General features: G+C 42.5%; 23 protein-coding genes and 2 pseudogenes. 23 read left to right on the top strand and 2 right to left on the bottom strand.

The window, feature by feature from the left end:
• Positions 1 to 74 precede the first annotated feature (74 nt).
• Positions 75 to 908 (top strand): class B sortase, LPKTxAVK-specific, encoded by an 834-nt coding sequence (gene srtB, locus ACXYSL_RS08245; RefSeq protein WP_458624454.1) that lies wholly within the window; start codon positions 75 to 77, stop codon positions 906 to 908.
• A gap of 134 nt (positions 909 to 1,042) precedes the next feature.
• On the top strand, positions 1,043 to 1,480 hold the full coding sequence (locus tag ACXYSL_RS08250; protein ID WP_250315621.1) for a CoA-binding protein: 438 nt from the start codon (positions 1,043 to 1,045) through the stop codon (positions 1,478 to 1,480).
• A 27-nt stretch (positions 1,481 to 1,507) separates the two neighbouring features.
• On the opposite strand, the gene ACXYSL_RS08255 is transcribed toward ACXYSL_RS08250, so the two are convergent.
• Positions 1,508 to 2,518 (bottom strand): YeiH family protein, encoded by a 1,011-nt coding sequence (locus ACXYSL_RS08255; protein WP_033605809.1) that lies wholly within the window; start codon positions 2,516 to 2,518, stop codon positions 1,508 to 1,510.
• A 148-nt stretch (positions 2,519 to 2,666) separates the two neighbouring features.
• Here ACXYSL_RS08255 and ACXYSL_RS08260 point away from each other — a divergent pair, with 148 nt between their 5' ends.
• The 18 genes and pseudogenes from ACXYSL_RS08260 (at position 2,667) to purH (ending at position 20,581) form a co-directional block, all read left to right on the top strand.
• The gene (locus ACXYSL_RS08260) at positions 2,667 to 3,836 is read left to right on the top strand and encodes a pyridoxal phosphate-dependent aminotransferase (protein WP_458624455.1); all 1,170 of its coding nucleotides are present in this window, start codon (positions 2,667 to 2,669) and stop codon (positions 3,834 to 3,836) included.
• A complete protein-coding gene (recO, locus tag ACXYSL_RS08265) occupies positions 3,833 to 4,603 on the top strand; it encodes a DNA repair protein RecO (RefSeq protein WP_414336646.1) in 771 nt (256 codons plus the stop codon). Before ACXYSL_RS08260 ends, recO begins: the two co-directional genes overlap by 4 nt.
• The gene (gene plsX, locus ACXYSL_RS08270) at positions 4,600 to 5,592 is read left to right on the top strand and encodes a phosphate acyltransferase PlsX (RefSeq protein ID WP_458624456.1); all 993 of its coding nucleotides are present in this window, start codon (positions 4,600 to 4,602) and stop codon (positions 5,590 to 5,592) included. Before recO ends, plsX begins: the two co-directional genes overlap by 4 nt.
• A 5-nt stretch (positions 5,593 to 5,597) precedes the next feature.
• The gene (locus ACXYSL_RS08275) at positions 5,598 to 5,834 is read left to right on the top strand and encodes an acyl carrier protein (RefSeq protein WP_061599065.1); all 237 of its coding nucleotides are present in this window, start codon (positions 5,598 to 5,600) and stop codon (positions 5,832 to 5,834) included.
• Positions 5,835 to 6,152: 318 nt separating this feature from the next.
• The gene (locus ACXYSL_RS08280; protein WP_000180812.1) at positions 6,153 to 6,344 is read left to right on the top strand and encodes a class IIb bacteriocin, lactobin A/cerein 7B family; all 192 of its coding nucleotides are present in this window, start codon (positions 6,153 to 6,155) and stop codon (positions 6,342 to 6,344) included.
• 24 nt (positions 6,345 to 6,368) lie between these two features.
• Complete coding sequence (locus ACXYSL_RS08285; protein ID WP_000808856.1) at positions 6,369 to 6,551, top strand: Blp family class II bacteriocin; 183 nt, start codon at positions 6,369 to 6,371, stop codon at positions 6,549 to 6,551.
• Positions 6,552 to 6,554: 3 nt separating this feature from the next.
• Positions 6,555 to 6,779 (top strand): bacteriocin immunity protein, encoded by a 225-nt coding sequence (locus ACXYSL_RS08290; protein ID WP_080585587.1) that lies wholly within the window; start codon positions 6,555 to 6,557, stop codon positions 6,777 to 6,779.
• A gap of 71 nt (positions 6,780 to 6,850) precedes the next feature.
• Positions 6,851 to 7,039 carry a hypothetical protein gene (locus ACXYSL_RS08295; protein WP_000714130.1) on the top strand — a complete coding sequence of 63 codons (189 nt, stop codon included), beginning with the start codon at positions 6,851 to 6,853 and terminating at the stop codon, positions 7,037 to 7,039.
• A 24-nt stretch (positions 7,040 to 7,063) separates the two neighbouring features.
• Complete coding sequence (locus ACXYSL_RS08300) at positions 7,064 to 7,273, top strand: hypothetical protein (RefSeq protein WP_000869800.1); 210 nt, start codon at positions 7,064 to 7,066, stop codon at positions 7,271 to 7,273.
• A 210-nt stretch (positions 7,274 to 7,483) separates the two neighbouring features.
• Positions 7,484 to 9,636: pseudogene (comA, locus tag ACXYSL_RS08305) on the top strand (peptide cleavage/export ABC transporter ComA).
• 12 nt (positions 9,637 to 9,648) lie between these two features.
• Entirely contained in the window at positions 9,649 to 10,998 is a 1,350-nt protein-coding gene (gene comB, locus ACXYSL_RS08310; protein ID WP_458624457.1) for a competence pheromone export protein ComB, read from the top strand.
• Positions 10,999 to 11,167: 169 nt separating this feature from the next.
• A complete protein-coding gene (gene purC, locus ACXYSL_RS08315; RefSeq protein ID WP_458624458.1) occupies positions 11,168 to 11,875 on the top strand; it encodes a phosphoribosylaminoimidazolesuccinocarboxamide synthase in 708 nt (235 codons plus the stop codon).
• Position 11,876: 1 nt separating this feature from the next.
• A complete protein-coding gene (locus tag ACXYSL_RS08320; RefSeq protein WP_365897340.1) occupies positions 11,877 to 12,020 on the top strand; it encodes a phosphoribosylaminoimidazolesuccinocarboxamide synthase in 144 nt (47 codons plus the stop codon).
• A 56-nt stretch (positions 12,021 to 12,076) separates the two neighbouring features.
• Complete coding sequence (locus ACXYSL_RS08325) at positions 12,077 to 15,802, top strand: phosphoribosylformylglycinamidine synthase (RefSeq protein WP_458624459.1); 3,726 nt, start codon at positions 12,077 to 12,079, stop codon at positions 15,800 to 15,802.
• A gap of 166 nt (positions 15,803 to 15,968) precedes the next feature.
• Complete coding sequence (purF, locus tag ACXYSL_RS08330; RefSeq protein ID WP_458624460.1) at positions 15,969 to 17,411, top strand: amidophosphoribosyltransferase; 1,443 nt, start codon at positions 15,969 to 15,971, stop codon at positions 17,409 to 17,411.
• 42 nt (positions 17,412 to 17,453) lie between these two features.
• On the top strand, positions 17,454 to 18,476 hold the full coding sequence (gene purM, locus ACXYSL_RS08335; protein ID WP_458624461.1) for a phosphoribosylformylglycinamidine cyclo-ligase: 1,023 nt from the start codon (positions 17,454 to 17,456) through the stop codon (positions 18,474 to 18,476).
• Positions 18,473 to 19,018, top strand: a complete 546-nt coding sequence (gene purN / locus ACXYSL_RS08340) for a phosphoribosylglycinamide formyltransferase (RefSeq protein WP_458624462.1) — start codon at positions 18,473 to 18,475, stop codon at positions 19,016 to 19,018. Before purM ends, purN begins: the two co-directional genes overlap by 4 nt.
• A 15-nt stretch (positions 19,019 to 19,033) precedes the next feature.
• Positions 19,034 to 20,581, top strand: coding sequence for a bifunctional phosphoribosylaminoimidazolecarboxamide formyltransferase/IMP cyclohydrolase (gene purH, locus ACXYSL_RS08345; RefSeq protein ID WP_458624463.1), 1,548 nt, complete (start codon positions 19,034 to 19,036; stop codon positions 20,579 to 20,581).
• A gap of 155 nt (positions 20,582 to 20,736) precedes the next feature.
• Here the strand turns inward: purH and ACXYSL_RS08350 are convergent, their stop codons facing one another.
• The gene (locus tag ACXYSL_RS08350; RefSeq protein ID WP_096422937.1) at positions 20,737 to 21,909 is read right to left on the bottom strand and encodes an AIPR family protein; all 1,173 of its coding nucleotides are present in this window, start codon (positions 21,907 to 21,909) and stop codon (positions 20,737 to 20,739) included.
• A gap of 114 nt (positions 21,910 to 22,023) precedes the next feature.
• Here ACXYSL_RS08350 and ACXYSL_RS08355 point away from each other — a divergent pair, with 114 nt between their 5' ends.
• The 3 genes and pseudogenes from ACXYSL_RS08355 to purD all read left to right on the top strand — a co-directional run bounded on the left by ACXYSL_RS08355 (position 22,024) and on the right by purD (position 23,820).
• Positions 22,024 to 22,299 carry a helix-turn-helix domain-containing protein gene (locus ACXYSL_RS08355; RefSeq protein WP_033685261.1) on the top strand — a complete coding sequence of 92 codons (276 nt, stop codon included), beginning with the start codon at positions 22,024 to 22,026 and terminating at the stop codon, positions 22,297 to 22,299.
• Positions 22,300 to 22,368: 69 nt separating this feature from the next.
• Positions 22,369 to 22,437, top strand: a pseudogene (locus ACXYSL_RS08360) (IMP cyclohydrolase); the annotation flags it as partial.
• A gap of 120 nt (positions 22,438 to 22,557) precedes the next feature.
• Positions 22,558 to 23,820, top strand: coding sequence for a phosphoribosylamine--glycine ligase (gene purD / locus ACXYSL_RS08365; RefSeq protein WP_458624464.1), 1,263 nt, complete (start codon positions 22,558 to 22,560; stop codon positions 23,818 to 23,820).
• The last annotated feature ends 3 nt before the right edge of the window (positions 23,821 to 23,823 follow it).

Here is a 23,823-nt window from a genome sequence, read left to right on the forward strand (position 1 = left end):
GGTGAAGTATCCTATCACTGAAACTTTGTTTCAGTGATTTTTTTGATAATAGTAGAATAGTTGAAGGAGAAAAAATGAGTAAACGTTCTAAAAAAACCAAAGTATCCATTTGGAAAATTATTCTCTCCGCGCTTACAGTAGCGCTTGTTGCAATAGGTGGCTATTTTGTATTTAATAGTTTTGCAACTCCAAAGGGAACAACTAACGAACCAGAAGTTACTCAAGAAGCATCGAAACCATCCTATGTTATTAGTGCAGAAGAAAAAGAATACCTTTCAAATAGATTTAAGGGCTTAACTGCAACTAATTCTGAAACAATTGCTTATGTCTACGCTCCCGGAACACAGTTAGACGAGCCTGTTGTTCAAACAAAGGATAATGAGACCTATCTAAATAAGACCTTTGAAGGAGAACAGGTACCTTATTTGGGTGCGGTATTCATGGATGCTGATAATAAGAAAGATTTTAGTGATCATTTAACTTGGCTATTTGGTCATGCTAGAGGTAGTAAGGTTGGTGATCATCGTATGTTTAACGATGTGAACTACTATAGTCGTCAAGAATATTTTAATGAGCACCCCTATGTTGTTATTGAAACACCCGATAGAAAGTATTACTACGAAGCTGTTGCGATGATTATTGTACCAGAAGAAACAGCCTTCTATCGTACCAGTTTTGAAGATGATAAAGATTTTGAAAAGCAGTTAACTACAATTTATGATACAGCAGAGGTTAAGAAACCAAATGTAAAAGTATCTGCTACAGATAAGTATCTTGTCCTCTCAACTTGTCGTGAAGAGGATGATACTATTCGTGCCAATCTTTACCTTCGCCAAATTCCTGATTCAGAGATCAATGAGTTTGTGAAGCAACATGGTGATCAACTTGCATATAAAGCAACAAGATAAACTAAAATAAAAAGAAATAATTTTTTAACTTCTTAAATCCTTTAAACAGATTTAAGAAGTTTTTTATATGATGAATTGTAAAATATAGTCAATATTAGTAAAATATGCTATACTGATGAAAAAGGAGGATTTCTATGAGCCAAGAATTTATCAATCCAAGTGATGGTGTGGTCCGTCAATATCTTGCAACCAGTAAAACGTTAGCGGTAGTGGGCTTGTCCGATCGTGAGGAAACAACTAGCAATCGAGTGACCAAGGAAATGCAGGCTCGGGGCTATAAAATCATTCCAGTTAATCCCAAGGCTGCAGGTGGGGAAATCCTGGGAGAAAAGGCTTATACGAGTCTAGCTGAGATTCCTTTTCCTGTGGATATTGTCAATGTATACCGACGGAGCGAGTTTTTGCCAGATGTGGCGCGTGATTTTCTCAAGGCTGATGCCAAGATTTTTTGGGCGCAATTAGGACTTGAAAATCTAGAAGCGGAAGAAATCTTGCGTGCTGGAGGATGCGATGACATCGTGATGAATCGCTGTATCAAGAGAGAACATACTCGCTTAATTCTTGAGCAATAAAAAGGTAGCCATGGGCTACCTTTTGTATTATAAAGTACCAATCAATGCTTGCATACCAAGACTGGTGAGGATGATGGCAATCCAGCAAAGAGCTCCGAGGACAATAGATTTACCACTGGATCTAACCATGGCAATTAGATTGGTTTTGAGACCGATAGCACTCATGGCCATGATGATAAAGAATTTAGAGAGTTGTTTGAGAGGGGTAAAGAAACTACTGGACACACCAAGAGAGGTAAGTAGAGTCGTTAAGAGAGAGGCCAGGATAAAATAAAGGATAAAAAGTGGGAAAACTTTTTTCAGTTGTACGCCTTGTTTATTTTCTTGTTGGCGACTTTGCCAGTAGGAGAGAAAGAGAGTGATGGGAATGATCGCTAAGGTGCGTGTGAGTTTAACAATGGTTGCAGACTCGAGGGTATTGGTCTGATAAAGACTGTCCCAGGCACTAGCTGTGGCCGTTACAGAAGAAGTATCATTGACCGCAGTTCCTGCAAAGAGGGCAAAGCCGTCATTAGATAGGTGAAGCCAGGTTCCTAGAGTTGGAAAGATGAGCGCAGCCAAGATATTGAAGAAAAAGATAACGGAAATGGCTTGGGCGACTTCCTTTTCCTTAGCATGGATAACAGGCGCTGTCGCCGCAATGGCAGAGCCACCACAGATCGAAGACCCCACTCCAATCAAGGTAGCCAGTTTTGTATCTAGTGCAAAGAAACGCTGGAAGAGGTAGGCGACGATTAAGGAAATCGAAATGGTGGAAAGGATGACAGGGAGTGAGGTTTGTCCGACTGCAAAGACTTGCGAGATATTGAGACCAAAACCAAGCAAGATGACGGCATACTGGAGTAATTTTTTGGAACTAAAGGTCAAACCTGCATCTAGTTGTTTGTAGGGCGAGAGCCAGGGGTGTAGGAGCATTCCTATAAAGATTGCAAAAACGGGTGCACCCACGACGGGGAAAAGTCCTCCTAGAAACCAAGAAATGATAGAAATGAGAAGGCAGGCCAAGATGCCTGCTCCATTTTTTGATAGAAATGACATAAAAACCTCCAATCATAATCTGTTACCATTATAGACCTGTAAACGGGAAAAGTAAAATAGAAAGTGGAAAGCTATTCTATAATGTATTTTTGCGGTCGGGGGGCTTTTGTAGTATAATAGAGATACGGTTTGAGAGTAGGAGGTATCTATGGACTTAACTAAGCGCTTTAATAAACAATTAGATAAGATTCAAGTTTCGTTGATTCGCCAGTTTGACCAGGCTATTTCGGAGATTCCTGGGGTCCTGCGTTTGACCTTGGGGGAACCTGATTTTACAACGCCAGATCATGTTAAGGAAGCGGCTAAGCGGGCCATCGACCAGAACCAATCCTACTATACAGGGATGAGTGGTCTGTTAACATTACGTCAGGCAGCCAGTGATTTTGTAAAAGAAAAATACCAGCTAGATTACAATCCTGAAAATGAAATCTTGGTTACAATTGGAGCGACAGAGGCTTTATCTGCTACTTTGACAGCTATTTTGGAAGAGGGAGATAAGGTGCTCTTGCCAGCTCCTGCCTATCCAGGTTATGAGCCAATTGTCAATCTAGTTGGGGCAGAGGTTGTCGAGATTGATACGACTGAAAATGGTTTTGTCTTGACCCCTGAAATGTTGGAAAAGGCCATTTTGGAGCAAGGCGACAAGCTCAAGGCGGTCATTCTCAACTATCCGGCTAATCCGACAGGAATTACCTATAGTCGGGAGCAGTTGGAAGCCTTGGCAGACGTTTTACGCAAGTATGAGATTTTCGTTGTCTGTGATGAGGTTTACTCGGAATTGACCTATACAGGGCAAGCCCATGTATCTCTGGGAACTATGCTGAGAGACCAGGCTATTATTATCAATGGCTTATCTAAGTCTCATGCCATGACAGGTTGGCGTTTAGGCTTCATCTTTGCTCCTGCAGCTTTCACAGCTCAGTTAATCAAGAGTCACCAATATTTGGTTACTGCTGCAAACACTATGGCGCAACATGCTGCGGTGGAGGCTTTGACCGCTGGTAAAAACGACGCAGAGCCTATGAAGAAGGAATACATCCAGCGTCGTGATTATATTATCGAGAAAATGACTGTTCTTGGTTTTGAGATTATCAAGCCAGACGGTGCCTTCTATATCTTTGCTAAGATTCCAGTAGGTTACAATCAAGACTCCTTTGCTTTTCTGAAGGATTTTGCTCAGAAGAAGGCCGTTGCCTTTATCCCTGGTGCAGCCTTTGGACGCTACGGAGAAGGCTATGTTCGCCTATCTTATGCAGCTAGCATGGAAACGATCAGAGAGGCCATGAAACGACTTGGGGAGTACATGAGAGAAGCATGATTCAGTCTATCACGAGTCAAGGCTTGGTGCTCTACAATCGTAACTTTCGTGAGGATGACAAGTTAGTCAAGATTTTTACCGAGCAGGCTGGCAAGCGTATGTTTTTCGTCAAACACGCTGGTCAGTCCAAACTAGCTCCGGTTATTCAGCCCTTGGTGTTGGCGCGATTTCTCTTACGAATCAATGATGATGGGCTCAGCTATATCGAGGACTATCATGAGGTCATGACCTTTCCTAAGATTAATAGTGATCTCTTTGTTATGGCTTATGCGACCTATGTGGCTGCCCTTGCAGATGCTAGTTTGCAGGATAATCAGCAGGATGCTCCCTTGTTTGCTTTTTTACAAAAGACTTTGGAGTTGATGGAAGCAGGATTGGATTATCAGGTTTTGACCAATATTTTTGAAATCCAAATCTTGACTCGATTTGGAATTAGTCTCAATTTTAATGAGTGTGTCTTTTGCCATCGGGTCGGTCAGGCTTTTGACTTTTCTTTTAAATATGGAGCCTGCCTCTGCCCAGAGCATTATCATGAAGATGATAGACGTTGTCATCTGAATCCCAATATCCCTTATCTGCTCAATCAATTTCAAGCTATTGATTTTGAGACCTTGGAGACTATTTCGCTCAAGCCTGAAATCAAGCAAGACTTGCGCAAGTTTATAGACCAAATCTACGAAGAGTATGTTGGAATTCACCTAAAATCAAAGAAATTTATTGATTCCCTAGCAGACTGGGGACAATTACTAAAAGAGGAAGATAAATGAAAAAAATTGCAGTAGATGCTATGGGGGGCGATTACGCACCTCAAGCCATCGTTGAGGGTGTCAATCAAGCCCTTGCTGACTTTTCAGATATTGAGATTCAACTCTATGGAGACGAAAGTAAAATCAAGCAATATCTAACAGCGACAGAACGCGTCAGCATTATCCATACGGATGAGAAGATTGATTTTGATGATGAGCCGACAAAAGCTATTCGTAAGAAGAAAAATGCCAGTATGGTATTAGCGGCTAAGGCAGTCAAAGAAGGAGAGGCAGACGCTGTTCTCTCGGCTGGGAATACAGGTGCCTTGTTGGCTGCAGGATTCTTCATTGTAGGTCGTATCAAGAATATCGACCGTCCTGGACTCATGTCGACCTTACCGACCATTGATGGCAAGGGCTTTGACATGCTAGATCTTGGAGCCAATGCAGAAAATACAGCTCATCATCTGCACCAATACGCTGTTTTGGGTTCCTTTTACGCGAAAAATGTTCGTGGGATTTCGAAACCACGTATTGGTTTGCTCAATAATGGAACAGAAAGTAGCAAAGGTGATCCTCTTCGTAAGGAAACCTACGCCTTGCTAGCAGCGGATGAAAGCTTGAATTTTGTCGGAAACGTGGAAGCGCGTGATTTGATGAATGGCGTTGCAGATGTTGTTGTGGCAGATGGTTTCACGGGAAACGCTGTGCTCAAATCTATTGAAGGGACAGCCATGGGTATCATGGGCTTGCTTAAGACAGCTATCACAGGTGGTGGTCTTCGAGCGAAACTAGGTGCTCTTCTTCTCAAGGATAGCCTTAGAGGTTTGAAAAAGCAACTCAACTATTCAGATGTTGGTGGAGCAGTCTTGTTTGGTGTTAAGGCACCGGTTGTCAAGACTCATGGCTCAAGTGATGCCAAGGCTGTGTATAGTACGATTCGCCAGATTCGTACTATGCTAGAAACAGACGTAGTTGCCCAGGCTGCGCGTGAATTTTCAGGAGAATAAAAAAGATGACAGAAAAAGAAATTTTTGACCGTATTGTAACCATTATCCAAGAGCGACAGGGAGAGGACTTTGTCGTAACAGAGGCCTTGAGTTTGAAAGATGACCTAGATGCGGACTCAGTGGACTTGATGGAGTTCATCTTGACACTAGAAGATGAATTTGGAATTGAAATCAGTGATGAGGAAATTGACCAACTGCAAAGTGTAGGAGATGTGGTAGCAGTTGTCAAAAGTAAAGAATAGCAAAAAGCAACATGATTTGCATGTTGCTTTTTTGTTTGCAGAAAAAAGAAAAACTTTTAGTAGAAATTGCGAATAAAGAGATGAGAAAGATAAAAGGAGGAATGTTTATGTATGTGACTGGTCTTTATCCGTGGTTCATTAAGTGGTTTTTAAAATAAAAATGAATGAGTTGCTCATTTTCGAATTGTTTTTCGAATAGATAGGTAAGGAAAAAGGGAAGGAGATAAGAAAATGATTTCAGTAATTTACCCAATCTGGCTATTTAAGTGGCTTAGAGGTTAAAGATTAGATATATAGAAAAAAATAAGGAGAAGAAAGATGACAAACTTTGACAAAATGGAACAGAACTTTGCAGCTCTTACAGAAGAAGAGTTGACGGATGTGAATGGGGGATTGATTATTACAGCAGCTGGAATTATTTTAGCAGGAAAAGTAGCAGGTGCTGTGGTTACAATTGGAGGAGCTCTTTATGGAGCAGGATATGCTATTGGAAAAGCATTGCGACCTTAATATGATTAGAAAGGAGGCTTAACAATGAAACAATTTCAAGAATTATCTTTTCAAGAACTTGAAGAGGTTCAAGGCGGTGTTATTACATTAACGATAGGTACGGCAGTGCTTGTAGGCTGGAAAGCAGTAGCAGCTTATGGAGCAGCGGCTACTGTAGCAGGAGGTACACTTGGATTGGGAGTCTATAATGGATACAGAGGGCGTTAGACTATGAACAATCGGAACCTTAATCTCAATACACTCTTACCCAAATTAGCTACTATAGTTCCTTTCTTGGCTATAGCTCTCAATCTTGTACTTCATGTGATTCGTACAGGTTCATTAGTATCCTTTGATTGGCAATGGACTGTAGTTGGTTTACTTGCTTCGGGCTATTTTGGTATTTTTTGTAAGGATTTGACGAAAAATAATCAAAACTATAAAAGATCAATCTGAATGAAAAGGATTTTATGCATGTAAATGGTGGAGTTTTCCCGCCTTTCTTTTCAGGTAAATAGGAGTCTATCATGAAAAAATTCTTATTAGGATTTGCTGAGGGGTATTTTGTCGTATCGATTATTATTTATATCGCAACGTATTTGATTATGAAAAATCCGATTAATACCCTGTTTTATCCAGAAACCTATCCAATTCTACTTGGTCTGTTTTATCTAGTATACAAGTACAAAACAAAAGAAAGTAAGATAGGGAATTGATGAACCATCAGATCGGAGTTTGAGATGAAAGTCGTTCAATTACTACAAAAAGCTTGGCCAGAGTTTATTGTATTGTTTAGTTCAATGGCTTATCTAATGATTAGAATTGTGGCTGATGTAAACAAAATAAATTTACCTACATGGTTTGAATGTTTTGATATACCTACGATTTCATTATTTTTGATGACCTTTATCTTACTTTATAAAAGTAAAGAAAATATCATTTCAGAATAATTTATTTCTGGGCATTCATTTTTTAACGGTTGCTTTAAGCAGGCAGAACTTTCGTTCTGCCTTTTTACATTTAAACGATAGTTTATGCTTTTTAAAGTGCGTTTTAGGCGTAAAAATAGTTTTTTCAGAAATAATTCCCTTATTTCTTCCTTGTTTGGTTAAAATAATCTTACAAAGTTTTTAGAGATTATTAGAAAAAAGGAGATGGATATGAAATTTGGGAAAAGGCACTATCGTCCTCAGGTGGATCAGATGGATTGTGGCGTGGCTTCCTTGGCCATGGTATTTGGTTACTACGGTAGTTATTACTCCTTGGCTCATCTACGAGAGTTAGCCAAGACGACCATGGATGGGACGACTGCTTTGGGGCTTGTAAAGGTAGCAGAGGAGATTGGTTTTGAAACGCGGGCTATCAAGGCGGATATGACGCTCTTTGATTTGCCCGATTTGACCTTTCCGTTTGTGGCTCATGTGCTTAAGGAAGGGAAATTGCTTCACTACTATGTGGTGATAGGTCAGGATAAGAAGACAATCCATATCGCTGATCCAGATCCTGGTGTCAAGCTGGCCAAGATTTCTCGTGAGCGATTTGCGCAAGAATGGACAGGAGTCAGTCTCTTTATGGCTCCGTCTCCAGACTATAAACCCCATAAGGAGAAAAAACAGGGACTCCTATCCTTCTTGCCAATATTACTCAAACAGCGGGGCTTGATTGCTAATATCGTTTTGGCAACACTCTTGGTAACCCTGATTAACATTGTAGGTTCTTATTATCTGCAGTCTATCATTGACAGTTACGTACCAGACCAGATGCGTTCAACCTTGGGCATTATCTCAATGGGACTAGTCATTGTCTATATTCTCCAGCAGATTTTATCGTATGCGCAGGAATACCTCTTACTTGTTCTGGGGCAACGGTTGTCAATTGACGTGATTTTGTCCTACATCAAGCATGTTTTTCACCTGCCGATGTCCTTTTTTGCGACACGCAGGACAGGAGAAATTGTGTCTCGTTTTACAGATGCCAATAGTATCATCGATGCGCTGGCATCGACCATTCTGTCGATTTTCCTAGATGTGTCGACGATTTTGATTATCTCGCTTGTCTTGTTTTCACAAAATATGATACTCTTTTTCATTAGTCTGCTTGCGCTTCCCATCTATACAGTGATTATCTTTGCCTTTATGAAGCCTTTTGAAAGGATGAATCGTGATACCATGGAAGCCAATGCCGCTCTGTCTTCTTCTATCATTGAGGACATCAACGGTATTGAGACTATCAAGTCCTTGACCAGTGAGAGTCAGCGTTACCAAAAAATTGACAAGGAATTTGTGGCTTATCTGAAAAAATCCTTTACCTACAGTCGGGCAGAAAGCCAGCAAAAGGCACTGAAAAAAGTTGCTCAGCTCCTGCTCAATGTTGTCGTTCTCTGGCTGGGAGCAGTTCTGGTCATGGATGGGAAGATGAGTTTGGGGCAATTGATTACCTATAATACTTTGCTTGTTTACTTTACCAATCCTTTGGAAAATATCATCAATCTGCAAACCAAACTTCAAACAGCGCAGGTTGCCAATAATCGTCTGAACGAGGTCTATCTGGTCGCTTCGGAGTTTGAGGAGAAGAAAACAGTTGAGGATTTGAGCATGATGAAGGGAGATATGACCTTTAAGCAGGTTCACTATAAGTATGGCTATGGTCGTGACGTCTTGTCAGATATCAATTTGACGATTCCCCAAGGGTCTAAGATGGCTTCGTGGGGATTTCAGGTTCGGGTAAGACCACCTTGGCAAAGATGATGGTTAATTTCTACGACCCTAGTCAGGGAGAGATTAGTCTGGGTGGTGTCAATCTCAATCAGATTGATAAAAAAGCCTTGCGCCAGTATATCAACTACCTGCCTCAACAGCCCTATGTCTTTAACGGAACGATTTTGGAGAATCTTCTCCTGGGAGCTAAGGAGGGGACGACACAGGAAGATATCTTACGAGCAGTTGAATTGGCCGAGATTCGGGAGGATATTGAGCGCATGCCCCTGAATTACCAAACAGAATTAACTTCGGATGGGGCAGGGATTTCAGGTGGACAACGTCAGAGAATTGCTCTGGCGCGTGCTCTTTTAACGGATGCACCTGTTTTGATATTGGACGAGGCGACCAGCAGTTTGGATATTTTGACAGAGAAGCGGATTGTGGATAATCTTATGGCTTTGGACAAGACCTTGATTTTCATTGCCCACCGCTTGACTATTGCTGAGAGGACAGAGAAGGTTGTTGTCCTGGATCAGGGCAAGATTGTCGAAGAAGGCACCCATGCAGACTTGCTTGCACAGGATGGCTTTTACGCCCATTTGGTCAATAGCTAGAAAGAGGAGAAGATGAAACCAGAATTTTTAGAAAGTGCGGAGTTTTACCATCGCCGTTACCATAATTTTTCCAGTCGGGTGATTTTACCTATGTCGCTTCTGCTCGTGTTTCTGTTAGGATTTGCAGTTTTTGCAGAGAAAGAGATTAGTTTGTCTACCCGAGCAACTGTCGAACCTAGTCGGATCATTGCCAACATCCAGTCAACTAGCAATCAACGGATTGTGGCCAACTATCTGGAAGAAAACAAGTTGGTCAAGCAAGGCGAACTACTCGTTGAGTACCAGCAAGGGGCGGAGGCTGTCCAGGTCGAAGCATATGCCAGTCAATTGGAGATGTTAAAGGATCAAAAAAAGCAGTTGGGTTATTTGCAATCCAGTTTGAAAGAGGGGAGTGATCAATTTCCAGAGGCGGATAAGTTTGGATATCAGGAGATGTTTCGAGACTATCTCAGCCAAGCGAATGGTCTTAGGAGCAATGTTTCTCAGCAAAATGAGACCATCGCGTCCCAGAATGCAGCAGCAAGTCAGAGCCAGGCCGAGATTAGCAATCTTATCAGCCAAACAGAGGATAAAATCCGAGACTACAAAACAGCTAAGTCGGCGATTGAAACAGGAGCTCAATTGGATAGTCAAAATGCGGCCTACTCTTTTTATCAGACCTATAAAAACCAAGGCGTAGAAGATTCGCAAGCTAAATCGCAAGTTATTGCACAGGTGGATGCACAAATTACCCAGCTAGAGTTTAGTTTAGCTACTTATCGTGTGCAGTATGCGGGATCTGGAGCTCAACAAGCCTACGCAACGGGACTGGATAGTCAATTGGAATCCCTCAAATCACAACACTTGGCTAAGGTTGGTCAGGAATTAACTCTTCTAGATCAGAAAATTTTGGAGGCGGAATCGGGTAAGAAGGTTCAAGGAGGTCTCCTAGATAAAGGGAAGATTACAGCGAGTGAGGATGGGGTGCTTCACCTTAATCCTGAGACTAGTGAATCTACGATGGTCGCAGAAGGAACCTTGCTAGCCCAGCTCTATCCATCCTTGGAAAAAGAAGGCAAAACTAAACTCACAGCTTATCTCAGTTCAAAAGATGTTGCTAGAGTCAAGATTGGGGACTCTGTTCGTTATACTACAACTAATGATGCAAAGAATCAAATTTTCCTAGATTCTACGATTACAAGTATTGATGCGACAGCTACCAAGACTGAAAAAGGAAATTTCTTTAAAATTGAGGCGGAGACCCATCTGACTTCTGAGCAGGCTACAACACTTCGCTATGGCTTAGAAGGTCGCCTGCAGATGATTACGGGAAAGAAAAGCTATCTCCGTTATTTTTGGGATCAATTTTTAAATAGAGGGTAATATTCGTGTTTTTCAGAGGATAAATGATTTTAAAACTGTAAGAGGAGCTTATCTTGCAGTTTTTCTTTACGCTTAAAATAGGAAAAACGTTATTTATTCGTAAAAACCTTGAATTTTTCATGCTTTTATGTTAGAATGTGCTCAAGTAAAACGAAAGGCGAACTTTAAAATGTCAAAACAACTAATCTATTCGGGAAAAGCCAAGGATATCTATACAACTGAGGATGAAAATCTCATTATTTCAACTTACAAGGACCAGGCGACTGCCTTCAACGGTGTCAAGAAGGAGCAGATTGCGGGCAAGGGAGTGTTAAATAATCAGATTTCATCTTTTATTTTTGAGAAATTAAATGCGGCTGGTGTAGCGACTCACTTTGTGGAGAAAATTTCAGACACGGAACAGCTCAATAAAAAGGTTGAGATTATTCCTTTGGAAGTTGTGCTCCGCAACTATACAGCTGGTTCCTTTTCAAAACGTTTTGGCGTAGATGAAGGTATCGCTTTGGAGACTCCGATTGTCGAATTTTACTACAAAAATGATGATTTGGATGATCCCTTTATCAATGACGAGCATGTGAAATTCCTTAACATTGCGGATGACCAGCAGATTGCCTACTTGAAGGAAGAAACCCGTCGTATCAATAAACTTTTGAAAGCTTGGTTTGCTGAGATTGGTCTCAAATTGATTGACTTTAAGCTAGAGTTCGGTTTTGACAAGGATGGCAAGATTATCTTGGCAGACGAATTTTCACCAGATAACTGCCGACTTTGGGATGCGGATGGCAATCACATGGACAAGGATGTTTTCCGTCGGGGCTTGGGAGAACTGACAGATGTTTACGAGGTTGTCTGGGAAAAATTGCAGAGTTTGAAATAATCTGTTTGTAACGGAAAACCTTCGTCTCTCAACTAAAAGGACTCAGGCTGAAAAGGTCCCCCAGACCTTTTCACTCCGCAGAGGACTCGGAGAATTGACAGATGTTTATGAGATTGTCTGGGAAAAGTTGCAGGAGTTGAAATAACAACCATGAGTTCGTTTGGGAACATTGCAAGAGCTGAAATAAAGGAATAAGAATTGATGGATAAACGTATTTTTGTTGAAAAAAAGGCTGATTTTCAGGTCAAGTCAGAGAGTTTGGTAAGGGAGCTCCAGCTTAACTTGGGACTTTCAACTTTGAAAAGTATTCGCATTGTGCAAGTTTATGATGTCTTTGATTTAGCAGAGGACTTGTTTGCGCCTGCCGAGAAGCACATCTTCTCTGAGCAGGTGACAGACCATGTCTTGGATGAAGCGGCTGTGCAGGCTGATCTTGCTAACTATGCTTTCTTTGCTATTGAAAGCTTGCCAGGGCAGTTTGACCAGCGTGCAGCTTCTTCACAGGAAGCCTTGCTTTTGCTGGGAAGTTCGAGTGATGTTATTGTCAATACAGCCCAACTTTACTTGGTTAATAAAGATATTGATGCTGCTGAGTTAGAAGCGGTCAAGAACTACCTGCTCAATCCAGTGGATTCTCGTTTTAAGGACATCGCGACAGGGATTGCTAAACAGGAATTTTCAGAGTCAGACAAGACCATTCCAAAATTGACTTTCTTTGAAAGCTATACAGCAGAAGACTTTGCCCGCTACAAGGCAGAGCAAGGGATGGCCATGGAAGTGGACGATTTGCTCTTTATCCAAGACTACTTCAAGTCAATCGGGCGCGTGCCGACGGAAACAGAGCTCAAGGTTTTGGACACTTATTGGTCTGACCACTGCCGTCACACGACTTTTGAGACAGAGTTGAGACAGATTGATTTCTCAGCTTCTAAATTCCAAAAGCAATTGCAAGCGACTTATGACAAGTATATTGCCATGCGTGATGAGTTGGGGCGTTCGGAGAAACCACAAACCTTGATGGATATGGCGACTATTTTTGGTCGTTATGAGCGTGCTAATGGTCGTTTGGACGATATGGAGGTGTCTGACGAAATCAATGCCTGCTCAATCGAAATAGAAGTGGAGGTTGATGGTGTCAAGGAACCTTGGCTCCTCATGTTTAAAAACGAAACTCACAACCACCCAACGGAAATTGAACCATTTGGTGGGGCTGCTACTTGTATCGGTGGAGCCATTCGTGACCCGTTGTCAGGCCGTTCCTACGTTTACCAAGCCATGCGTATCTCTGGTGCGGGTGATATTACAGCACCGATTTCGGAAACTCGTGCTGGTAAATTGCCACAACAAGTGATTTCTAAAACAGCGGCCCATGGTTATTCTTCATACGGGAATCAGATTGGTCTTGCAACGACCTACGTTCGTGAGTACTTCCACCCAGGCTTTGTAGCCAAACGCATGGAGCTGGGTGCTGTTGTTGGGGCTGCTCCAAAAGAGAATGTTGTCCGTGAAAAACCGGAAGCGGGAGATGTGATTATCCTTCTTGGTGGTAAGACAGGACGTGATGGTGTCGGTGGTGCGACAGGGTCTTCTAAGGTTCAAACGGTTGAGTCTGTGGAGACTGCTGGTGCCGAGGTTCAAAAAGGAAATGCCATCGAAGAACGCAAGATTCAGCGCCTCTTCCGCAATGGCGATGTCACTCGTCTCATCAAGAAATCTAACGACTTTGGTGCGGGTGGTGTCTGTGTGGCTATCGGTGAATTGGCAGATGGTCTTGAAATCGACCTCAACAAGGTTCCTCTTAAATACCAAGGCTTGAATGGAACAGAAATTGCGATCTCTGAATCACAAGAACGGATGGCAGTTGTGGTGCGTCCTGAGGATGTAGATGCCTTCGTTGCAGAATGTAATAAAGAAAATATTGACGCTGTTGTTGTGGCAACAGTGACTGAAAAACCAAATCTTGTCATGCACTGGAATGGTGAAACCATCGTCGACTTGGAACGTCGTTTCCTTGATACAAACGGTGTGCGTGTAGTCGTTGATGCAAAGGTGGTGGACAAGGATGTCGAACTTCCAGAAGAACGTCAAACATCTGCTGACACACTTGAAGCTGATACCCTTGCGGTTCTATCTGATCTCAACCATGCGAGTCAAAAAGGATTGCAAACTATCTTTGACTGTTCGGTCGGTCGTTCTACAGTCAATCACCCGCTTGGTGGTCGTTACCAACTCACACCGACTGAGGCATCTGTACAAAAATTGCCAGTTCAACATGGTGTGACTCATACTGCGTCTGTTATGGCTCAAGGATTCAATCCTTATGTAGCAGAATGGTCTCCATACCACGGTGCTGCCTATGCAGTGATCGAAGCAACCGCTCGTTTGGTTGCGACTGGTGCAAACTGGTCCAAGGCTCGCTTCTCTTACCAAGAGTACTTCGAGCGGATGGACAAGCAAGCCGAGCGTTTCGGTCAGCCAGTAGCGGCTCTTCTAGGTTCTATCGAAGCACAAATTCAACTTGGTTTGCCATCTATCGGTGGTAAGGACTCTATGTCCGGTACCTTTGAAGAATTGACAGTACCGCCAACCTTGGTTGCCTTTGGGGTAACGACAGCAGATAGCCGTAAGGTGCTTTCGCCTGAATTCAAGACTGCTGGTGAAAACATCTACTACATCCCAGGTCAAGCCCTCTCAGCAGAGATTGATTTTGACTTGATTAAGTCTAATTTTGCTCAGTTTGAAGCCCTTCAAAAGGATCACAAAGTGACATCTGCATCAGCTGTTAAATATGGTGGTATCCTTGAAAGTTTGGCTCTTGCTACCTTTGGGAACCATATCGGTGCAGAGGTGACCTTGCCTGAATTTGAAAGTTCTTTGACAGCTCAATTAGGCGGATTTGTCTTCACATCTCTTGAAGAGATTACTGGAGTAGAGAAAATTGGACAAACGAAAGCAGACTTTACACTGATTGTCAACGGTGTGAAGCTAGATGGACAGAAACTTGACAGTGCCTTCCAAGGAAAACTGGAAGAAGTTTACCCAACAGAATTTGCCCAAGCTAAAGAACTGGAAGAAGTTCCAGCTGTCGATTCTAACGAAGTTATCAAAGCTAAAGAAACCATTGAAAAACCTGTGGTTTACATCCCAGTCTTCCCAGGAACCAACTCAGAATATGATTCAGCAAAGGCCTTCGAAAAAGAAGGTGCAGAGGTCAACTTGGTGCCATTTGTGACCTTGAATGAAGAGGCTATTGTCAAGTCGGTTGAAACCATGGTTGACAATATCGGCAAGGCAAACATTCTCTTCTTTGCAGGTGGATTCTCAGCTGCGGATGAGCCGGATGGATCAGCTAAGTTTATTGTCAATATCCTTCTTAATGAAAAAGTGCGTGCGGCCATTGATAGCTTTATTGCTCGTGGTGGCTTGATTATCGGTATCTGTAATGGATTCCAGGCCTTGGTCAAATCAGGTCTTCTTCCATATGGAAACTTTGAAGATGCTAACAGTACCAGCCCAACCCTCTTCTACAATGATGCCAACCAGCACGTGGCCAAGATGGTGGAAACTCGGATTGCCAATACCAACTCGCCATGGTTGGCTGGAGTGCAAGTGGGTGATATCCACGCTATTCCTGTATCGCACGGTGAAGGGAAGTTTGTCGTGACAGCTGAGGAATTCGCAGAGCTCCGCGACAATGGTCAAATCTTTAGCCAATACGTTGACTTTGACGGCAAACCAAGTATGGATTCTAAGTACAATCCGAATGGTTCTGTAAATGCCATCGAAGGAATTACTAGCAAGAACGGCCAAATTATCGGTAAGATGGGCCACTCAGAACGTTATGAAGACGGTCTCTTCCAAAACATCCCAGGAAATAAAGACCAGCATCTGTTTGCGTCGGCGGTTAAATACTTTACTGGGAAATAAGACTTACAGATTTTCTAATAGATTAGATAGTATCTGTAATATAAAAGTCATGTAGATCTAGCTCTTGGTGATTGCAAAAGGTTTGTTTTGCGAGTGAAATGAGCTCCTACCGTATCATTCCGCTCTACTAAAGGAATGATACACAAATAAAAATTAGGTATAAAAAATGACATACGAAGTAAAATCTCTTAATGAAGAATGTGGTGTTTTCGGTATCTGGGGGCATCCAGATGCTGCTAAATTGACCTATTTTGGTCTCCATAGTCTTCAGCACCGTGGTCAAGAGGGGGCGGGAATCCTTTCTAATGATCAGGGGCAATTGAAGCGTCATCGTGATATGGGGCTTTTATCAGAAGTGTTCAGAAATCCAGCTAATTTGGATAAACTGACTGGAACGAGCGCGATTGGGCATGTTCGTTATGCGACTGCTGGCGAAGCTTCTGTAGATAATATCCAGCCTTTTCTCTTCCGCTTTCACGATATGCAGTTTGGACTTGCTCACAACGGAAACCTGACCAATGCCGAATCGCTCAAGAAAGAATTGGAACAAAGAGGAGCTATTTTCAGTTCGACTTCCGATTCGGAAATCTTGGCTCACCTCATTCGTCGTAGTCACAATCCTAGTCTAATGGGTAAAATCAAGGAAGCACTTAGTCTTGTCAAAGGTGGTTTCGCTTACCTCTTGATGTTTGAAGATAAGTTAATTGCAGCACTTGACCCAAACGGATTCCGTCCTCTATCAATCGGGAAAATGGCTAATGGAGCAGTTGTCGTTTCATCTGAAACTTGTGCCTTTGAAGTCATCGGTGCGGAGTGGATTCGCGATGTGAAACCAGGCGAGATTGTCATTATTGACGACAATGGTATCCAGTACGATAGTTATACGAATGATACTCAGCTCGCGATTTGCTCTATGGAGTATATCTACTTTGCCCGCCCTGACTCCAATATCCATGGTGTCAATGTTCATACGGCACGGAAACGTATGGGTGCCCAATTGGCGCGTGAATTTAAGCATGAGGCGGATATCGTAGTCGGTGTGCCCAATTCCTCACTCAGCGCAGCCATGGGCTTTGCGGAGGAGTCCGGTCTGCCAAATGAAATGGGGTTGATCAAAAACCAATATACCCAACGTACCTTTATCCAACCGACTCAAGAATTGCGGGAGCAAGGGGTTCGGATGAAGCTATCTGCCGTTTCGGGTGTTGTCAAAGGCAAACGTGTGGTTATGGTGGATGATTCCATTGTCCGTGGGACAACCTCTCGCCGTATCGTTCAGCTTTTAAAAGAAGCAGGTGCGTCTGAGGTTCACGTTGCCATTGGAAGTCCTGCGCTAGCTTATCCATGCTTCTACGGGATTGATATCCAGACGCGTCAGGAGTTGATCGCTGCCAATCATACGGTAGAAGAAACCTGCCAAATCATTGGTGCAGATAGCCTGACCTATCTTTCGATTGATGGCTTGATTAATTCTATCGGCATCGAAACAGATGCGCCAAACGGTGGTCTCTGTGTCGCTTACTTTGACGGCGACTACCCAACTCCTCTCTACGACTATGAAGAAGAATATCGTAGAAGCTTAGGGGATAAGACGAGTTTTTACAAATAGACAGATGAAATTCTCCATGAAAGAAAAGGAAGAGGAGACAAAATGACAAATAAGAATGCATACGCTCAATCAGGTGTGGATGTTGAAGCGGGTTATGAAGTAGTTGAACGAATCAAAAAACATGTGGCTCGTACGGAACGCGCAGGTGTTATGGGAGCTCTTGGTGGTTTCGGTGGTATGTTTGACCTTTCAAAAACAGGTGTCAAAGAGCCCGTCTTGATTTCAGGGACTGACGGAGTCGGAACCAAGCTCATGCTGGCTATCAAGTATGACAAGCACGATACGATTGGGCAGGACTGTGTGGCCATGTGTGTCAATGATATCATCGCTGCAGGAGCTGAGCCTCTTTACTTCCTTGACTACGTAGCGACAGGGAAGAATGAACCAGCCAAGCTAGAACAAGTCGTTGCTGGTGTGGCAGAAGGTTGTGTGCAGGCAGGCGCTGCCCTCATCGGTGGGGAAACGGCTGAAATGCCTGGTATGTACGGTGAAGATGATTATGACTTGGCTGGTTTTGCAGTTGGTGTGGCTGAAAAATCTCAAATTATTGATGGTTCAAAAGTGACGGAAGGAGATGTTCTTCTCGGGCTTGCTTCAAGTGGGATTCACTCAAATGGTTACTCACTTGTTCGTCGTGTCTTTGCCGACTATACAGGTGAGGAAGTCTTGCCAGAATTGGAAGGCAAGAAACTCAAGGAAGTCCTTCTTGAGCCGACTCGTATCTATGTCAAAGCTGTTCTGCCACTCATCAAGGAAGGCTTGGTAAACGGTATTGCCCACATCACAGGTGGTGGCTTTATCGAAAATGTCCCTCGAATGTTTGCAGCTGACTTGGCTGCAGAGATTGAGGAAAGCAAGGTTCCAGTTCTTCCAATTTTCAAAGCCCTTGAAAAATACGGTCAGATCAAGCATGAAGAAATGTTTGAAATCTTCAATATGGGCGTAGGACTCATGTTGGCAGTTAGCCCTGAAAATGTAGATCGTGTCAAAGAATTGCTGGATGAACCAGTCTATGAAATTGGTCGCATCGTCACGAAAGAAAACGAAAGTGTCATCATCAAATGAAAAAAATAGCGGTTTTTGCTTCTGGTAATGGCTCAAATTTTCAGGTGATTGCCGAAGAGTTTCCGGTGGAGTTTGTCTTTTCAGACCATCGTGACGCCTATGTGCTAGAGCGTGCAGACAAACTTGGCATTCTGTCCTATGCCTTTGAACTCAAGGAGTTTGAGAACAAGGCAGACTATGAAGCAGCCCTTGTTGAACTATTGGAAGAACACCAGATTGACTTGGTATGCCTCGCGGGCTATATGAAAATCGTTGGGCCAACCTTATTGGAGGCTTATGAAGGTCGAATCATCAACATTCATCCAGCCTACCTGCCAGAATTTCCGGGAGCTCATGGGATTGAGGACGCTTGGAATGCTGGTGTTGGTGAGAGCGGCGTGACCATTCACTGGGTGGACTCTGGTGTGGATACAGGCAAGGTCATCAAACAAGTGCGTGTGCCACGGCTAGCTGATGATACCATTGAAAGCTTTGAAGCTCGGATTCATGAGGCAGAGTACAAGTTGTATCCAGAAGTTATTAGAGAATTGTTGGATAAGTAAATGAAAGGAAATAACATGACTAAACGCGCCTTAATCAGCGTCTCAGACAAAGCGGGCATTGTTGAATTTGCCCAAGAACTTAAAAAACTTGGTTGGGATATCATCTCAACAGGTGGTACCAAAGTTGCCCTTGACAATGCTGGGGTGGAGACCATTGCGATCGATGATGTGACTGGCTTCCCAGAAATGATGGACGGTCGTGTCAAGACCCTTCATCCAAATATCCACGGGGGGCTCCTCGCTCGTCGTGACCTGGATAGCCACTTGGAAGCGGCTAAGGATAATCAGATCGAGCTTATCGACCTTGTAGTGGTCAACCTCTATCCTTTCAAGGAAACAATCCTCAAACCAGACGTGACGTACGCTGACGCAGTTGAAAACATCGATATTGGTGGGCCATCCATGCTTCGTTCAGCGGCTAAAAACCACGCTAGCGTTACGGTTGTAGTAGACCCTGCGGACTATGCAGTGGTTTTGGACGAGTTGTCAGACGATGGCGAAACGACTTACGAAACCCGTCAACGTCTGGCAGCTAAGGTTTTCCGTCACACAGCGGCTTATGACGCCTTGATTGCAGAGTATTTCACAGCTCAAGTCGGAGAACGCAAACCTGAAAAGCTCACTTTGACCTATGACCTCAAACAAGCCATGCGCTATGGGGAAAATCCTCAACAAGATGCAGACTTTTACCAAAAAGCCTTGCCGACTGACTATTCGATTGCATCAGCGAAACAGCTCAACGGTAAAGAATTGTCCTTCAATAACATCCGTGATGCGGATGCTGCTATCCGTATCATCCGTGACTTCAAAGACCGTCCAACCGTTGTGGCTCTCAAACACATGAACCCATGCGGTATCGGTCAAGCTGATGATATCGAAACAGCTTGGGACTACGCTTATGAGTCTGACCCAGTGTCTATCTTTGGTGGTATCGTTGTTCTTAACCGTGAGGTGGATGCTGCGACAGCTGAGAAGATGCATGGTGTATTCCTTGAAATCATCATTGCACCAAGCTATACGGATGAAGCGCTAGCCATTTTGACCAACAAAAAGAAAAACTTGCGTATCCTTGCCTTGCCATTTGATGCTCAAGAGGCCAGTGAAGTGGAAGCAGAATACACAGGCGTGGTTGGTGGACTTCTTGTGCAAAACCAAGACGTGGTCAAGGAAAGCCCAGCTGACTGGCAAGTGGTTACTAAACGCCAACCAACTGAGACAGAAGCGACAGCTCTTGAGTTTGCTTGGAAAGCCATCAAGTATGTTAAATCAAACGGTATCATTGTGACTAACGACCACATGACACTTGGTGTTGGTCCTGGTCAAACTAACCGTGTGGCTTCAGTCCGTATTGCCATTGACCAAGCTAAAGACCGTCTTGACGGCGCTGTGCTTGCTTCTGATGCCTTCTTCCCATTTGCGGATAATGTGGAAGAAATCGCCAAAGCAGGTATCAAGGCTATCATCCAGCCAGGTGGATCGGTCCGTGACCAAGAATCTATCGAAGCTGCTGACAAATACGGCTTGACTATGGTCTTCACAGGCGTGAGACATTTTAGACATTAAAATTTTATTCATTTTTCGTTAAATTTATTTTATCGTGTAACAGTATTAATGATAAAAATTTTAAAATATAGAAAAAGCACTCAAGTCAAAGTTGAGCGCTTTTTTGATAGTTAAATTACATAAACTGTGCAGATTCTTCTATAAAAAATTTTATCTTAATTTCTTTCATTCAAAAGCTTGTCTAAAAGCAAATCTTTTCTGACACTATCAACGATTCTATAATTAGCTTGCCATAGTGTTTTGCTTTTTCCAATTTGTTGAGGGTTAGTATCTGTATCGAAAGTATTTTGTACCAGTCTTGTCCCAGCAATTTTCCATACATCTTTAGGATCGAATTCCCAACTGATTTTTCCATCGGATTCTCTAAGTAATGCTCTAAAAGCACCGAAAATAGGCATCAGAAAACCAGTAGAGATATTGTAATTGATAGATTGTTCAGTAAAGTCAGTATAATAACTTCCAGAGCCCTCAACTCCACGAATTCTTCCGAATGCTGCATTCTTTCCTTCAGAATTTTTGTATTCTTGGTATTTGTTAGGAAGTTCCTTTTGAATTAGTTCATAAAGATCAACTAAGTCAGGAAGAAAAGGTGCTAATTTTTCATAGATATTATTGTCTGTTCCGAATTCCTTTTGGTAATCTTTGAATACTGCTTGTTTTCCAGAATACGCAGATACTGGTGCAGTACTATCATCTGGGAAACGTTTAATATTGAAAGTAAACATCAAACGAATTAATTCAGCAATTGGAATTCTTTTATTCTCGTTATCTTTATAAGCAATCTCTGAAGCGTATTGTTCATTTGACAACGAGTCTTTAATTAGATCAAACTTATCGTCTAGTTCAAACAATGCGATATCACTAACTTGAGCAGAAGTGTTTCGTGCATCGGCTATACGTGAAACTGTCAATTGTTCTCCAACAATAATTTCAAGTTTGACAAACTTATCTAGTCCGGAGTGAATCTGATCTCTATTATCTATAATCGCTTTGTATGTATGACCACCATCCAGGATTCCGTAATTTTGAGGGTCATCTCCTAGATCTAAAGATACCAAATTTTGATTGGGTGTGAATTTGAATTGTTTAGCAACAATTACTATTCCTCGATTATTGATATCGAAATCAGTATCAGGCGATTTGACAGCATTAATTAACGATTTGGCAACAGCTGTAGTCATTTTAGGTTGTCTCGGATTGACTTCCATCGGTAAGTTGGAAGGGAGATCTCTAAAGTTGAGATATACAAAATAGGTAGTGACACCTTTTTGCGACGGGGATTCGATAGTTCGAACGGCGCTAGCCTTAAAATTAAATGTTGAGCTCATAGTAAGCCTCCTAAAATTTATTCAGCAAGTTGATTTTTCAATTGCTATACTAGCATTATATCTTTTTTTAAAAATAAATAAAGGAACCTAGGTTCTTTTTGGTATAATAAAAATATGACTTTGAGAAAAAATGAAACCCAACACAGAGAAATAGGAAATTTAATAAGAAAACATAGAGCGAGCTTAACGGATTTACCAAAATCTAGACAGGGATTTATAGATGATCGTAGCCAAAAATTTTTTGATTGTGATGATTGGATTAGTGAAAAAACGCTATGTAACTACGAAAACGGTAAAAATATTCCATCGTTAGAAAATATTCGTAACCTATCTATTGCTTTAGAGATTGATGAGCTTGAATTTGTTAAAGAAATATTGGACTTACTTTAATCAATTTCTATTTGAACTTAGATTTTCGAAACCTGTCTTTATTATTAAAAATTTAATTTATAAACATACTCTATTGAAGCGGCTGATAAATATGGCTTGACTATGGTCTTTACAGGAGTGAGACATTTTAGACATTAAGAAGCAAAAGGGAAGAAAACAGTTTCTTTCCTTTTTTGGCTTAAAATGCTAAGTGAAACAAGATTAAAACGAACGTTTGTGGTATAATGTTAGTAAATAATTCGCAAAAGAGGTTAAGAGATGAAACTGTTGGTTGTCGGTTCGGGTGGTCGTGAACATGCGATTGCTAAGAAGTTATTGGAGTCTAAAGACGTTGAGCAAGTTTTTGTGGCACCTGGGAATGACGGGATGACCTTAGATGGACTTGATTTGGTAAATATATCTATTTCCGAACATTCTAAGTTAATTGAATTTGCAAAGGTCAACGATATCGCTTGGACCTTCATTGGGCCGGATGATGCTCTTGCCGCCGGAATAGTGGATGATTTCAATGCAGCAGGCCTCAAGGCTTTTGGTCCGACTAGGGCTGCAGCGGAGCTGGAATGGTCCAAGGATTTTGCTAAGGAAATAATGGTCAAATACAGCGTTCCGACAGCAGCCTATGGCACATTTTCAGATTTCGAGGAAGCTAAGGCTTATATTGAGGAGAAAGGCGCTCCAATCGTAGTCAAGGCAGATGGTTTAGCGCTTGGTAAGGGTGTCGTCGTTGCTGAGACAGTCGAGCAAGCGGTCGAAGCTGCTCATGAGATGCTTTTGGACAATAAATTTGGTGACTCAGGTGCGCGTGTGGTTATCGAGGAGTTTCTTGCAGGAGAGGAATTTTCACTTTTTGCCTTTGTCAATGGTGACAAGTTCTACATCATGCCAACAGCTCAGGACCACAAACGTGCCTATGATGGCGACAAGGGGCCTAACACGGGCGGTATGGGTGCCTATGCGCCAGTTCCACACTTGCCACAGAGTGTAGTTGATACAGCGGTTGACACGATTGTCAAGCCAGTCCTAGAGGGCATGATTAAAGAAGGCCGTCCTTATCTGGGAGTTCTTTACGCAGGGCTTATCATGACAGCTGATGGACCTAAGGTTATCGAGTTTAACGCTCGTTTCGGAGATCCTGAAACTCAGATTATCCTACCTCGTTTGACATCTGACTTTGCACAAAATATTACGGATATCCTCGATGGTAAGGATCCGAAGATCACGTGGACGGACAAGGGTGTGACGCTGGGCGTGGTTGTCGCATCCAATGGGTACCCGCTAGACTATGAAAAAGGTGTCAACTTGCCAGCAAAAACGGAGGGCGACATCATCACTTACTATGCAGGAGCTAAGTTTGCAGAAAATAGCAGAGCACTGCTATCAAATGGCGGACGTGTCTATATGCTCGTCACCACAGCAGATACCGTCAAAGAAGCCCAAGAAAGCATCTACCAAGAACTCTCCCAACAAAAAACAGAAGGCCTCTTCTACCGAACAGATATCGGAAGCAAGGCCATTAAGTAAAGA

The sequence above is a fragment of the Streptococcus sp. V913 genome (assembly GCF_054353455.1).

Excerpts from the sequence above, each read along its gene's own strand:
- srtB (WP_458624454.1), top strand. The coding sequence starts at position 75 with ATGAGTAAACGTTCTAAAAAAACCAAAGTATCCATTTGGAAAATTATT.
- ACXYSL_RS08250 (WP_250315621.1), top strand. The coding sequence starts at position 1,043 with ATGAGCCAAGAATTTATCAATCCAAGTGATGGTGTGGTCCGTCAATAT.
- ACXYSL_RS08255 (WP_033605809.1), bottom strand. The coding sequence starts at position 2,518 with ATGTCATTTCTATCAAAAAATGGAGCAGGCATCTTGGCCTGCCTTCTC.
- ACXYSL_RS08260 (WP_458624455.1), top strand. The coding sequence starts at position 2,667 with ATGGACTTAACTAAGCGCTTTAATAAACAATTAGATAAGATTCAAGTT.
- recO (WP_414336646.1), top strand. The coding sequence starts at position 3,833 with ATGATTCAGTCTATCACGAGTCAAGGCTTGGTGCTCTACAATCGTAAC.
- plsX (WP_458624456.1), top strand. The coding sequence starts at position 4,600 with ATGAAAAAAATTGCAGTAGATGCTATGGGGGGCGATTACGCACCTCAA.
- ACXYSL_RS08275 (WP_061599065.1), top strand. The coding sequence starts at position 5,598 with ATGACAGAAAAAGAAATTTTTGACCGTATTGTAACCATTATCCAAGAG.
- ACXYSL_RS08280 (WP_000180812.1), top strand. The coding sequence starts at position 6,153 with ATGACAAACTTTGACAAAATGGAACAGAACTTTGCAGCTCTTACAGAA.
- ACXYSL_RS08285 (WP_000808856.1), top strand. The coding sequence starts at position 6,369 with ATGAAACAATTTCAAGAATTATCTTTTCAAGAACTTGAAGAGGTTCAA.
- ACXYSL_RS08290 (WP_080585587.1), top strand. The coding sequence starts at position 6,555 with ATGAACAATCGGAACCTTAATCTCAATACACTCTTACCCAAATTAGCT.
- ACXYSL_RS08295 (WP_000714130.1), top strand. The coding sequence starts at position 6,851 with ATGAAAAAATTCTTATTAGGATTTGCTGAGGGGTATTTTGTCGTATCG.
- ACXYSL_RS08300 (WP_000869800.1), top strand. The coding sequence starts at position 7,064 with ATGAAAGTCGTTCAATTACTACAAAAAGCTTGGCCAGAGTTTATTGTA.
- comB (WP_458624457.1), top strand. The coding sequence starts at position 9,649 with ATGAAACCAGAATTTTTAGAAAGTGCGGAGTTTTACCATCGCCGTTAC.
- purC (WP_458624458.1), top strand. The coding sequence starts at position 11,168 with ATGTCAAAACAACTAATCTATTCGGGAAAAGCCAAGGATATCTATACA.
- ACXYSL_RS08325 (WP_458624459.1), top strand. The coding sequence starts at position 12,077 with ATGGATAAACGTATTTTTGTTGAAAAAAAGGCTGATTTTCAGGTCAAG.
- purF (WP_458624460.1), top strand. The coding sequence starts at position 15,969 with ATGACATACGAAGTAAAATCTCTTAATGAAGAATGTGGTGTTTTCGGT.
- purM (WP_458624461.1), top strand. The coding sequence starts at position 17,454 with ATGACAAATAAGAATGCATACGCTCAATCAGGTGTGGATGTTGAAGCG.
- purN (WP_458624462.1), top strand. The coding sequence starts at position 18,473 with ATGAAAAAAATAGCGGTTTTTGCTTCTGGTAATGGCTCAAATTTTCAG.
- purH (WP_458624463.1), top strand. The coding sequence starts at position 19,034 with ATGACTAAACGCGCCTTAATCAGCGTCTCAGACAAAGCGGGCATTGTT.
- ACXYSL_RS08350 (WP_096422937.1), bottom strand. The coding sequence starts at position 21,909 with ATGAGCTCAACATTTAATTTTAAGGCTAGCGCCGTTCGAACTATCGAA.
- ACXYSL_RS08355 (WP_033685261.1), top strand. The coding sequence starts at position 22,024 with ATGACTTTGAGAAAAAATGAAACCCAACACAGAGAAATAGGAAATTTA.
- purD (WP_458624464.1), top strand. The coding sequence starts at position 22,558 with ATGAAACTGTTGGTTGTCGGTTCGGGTGGTCGTGAACATGCGATTGCT.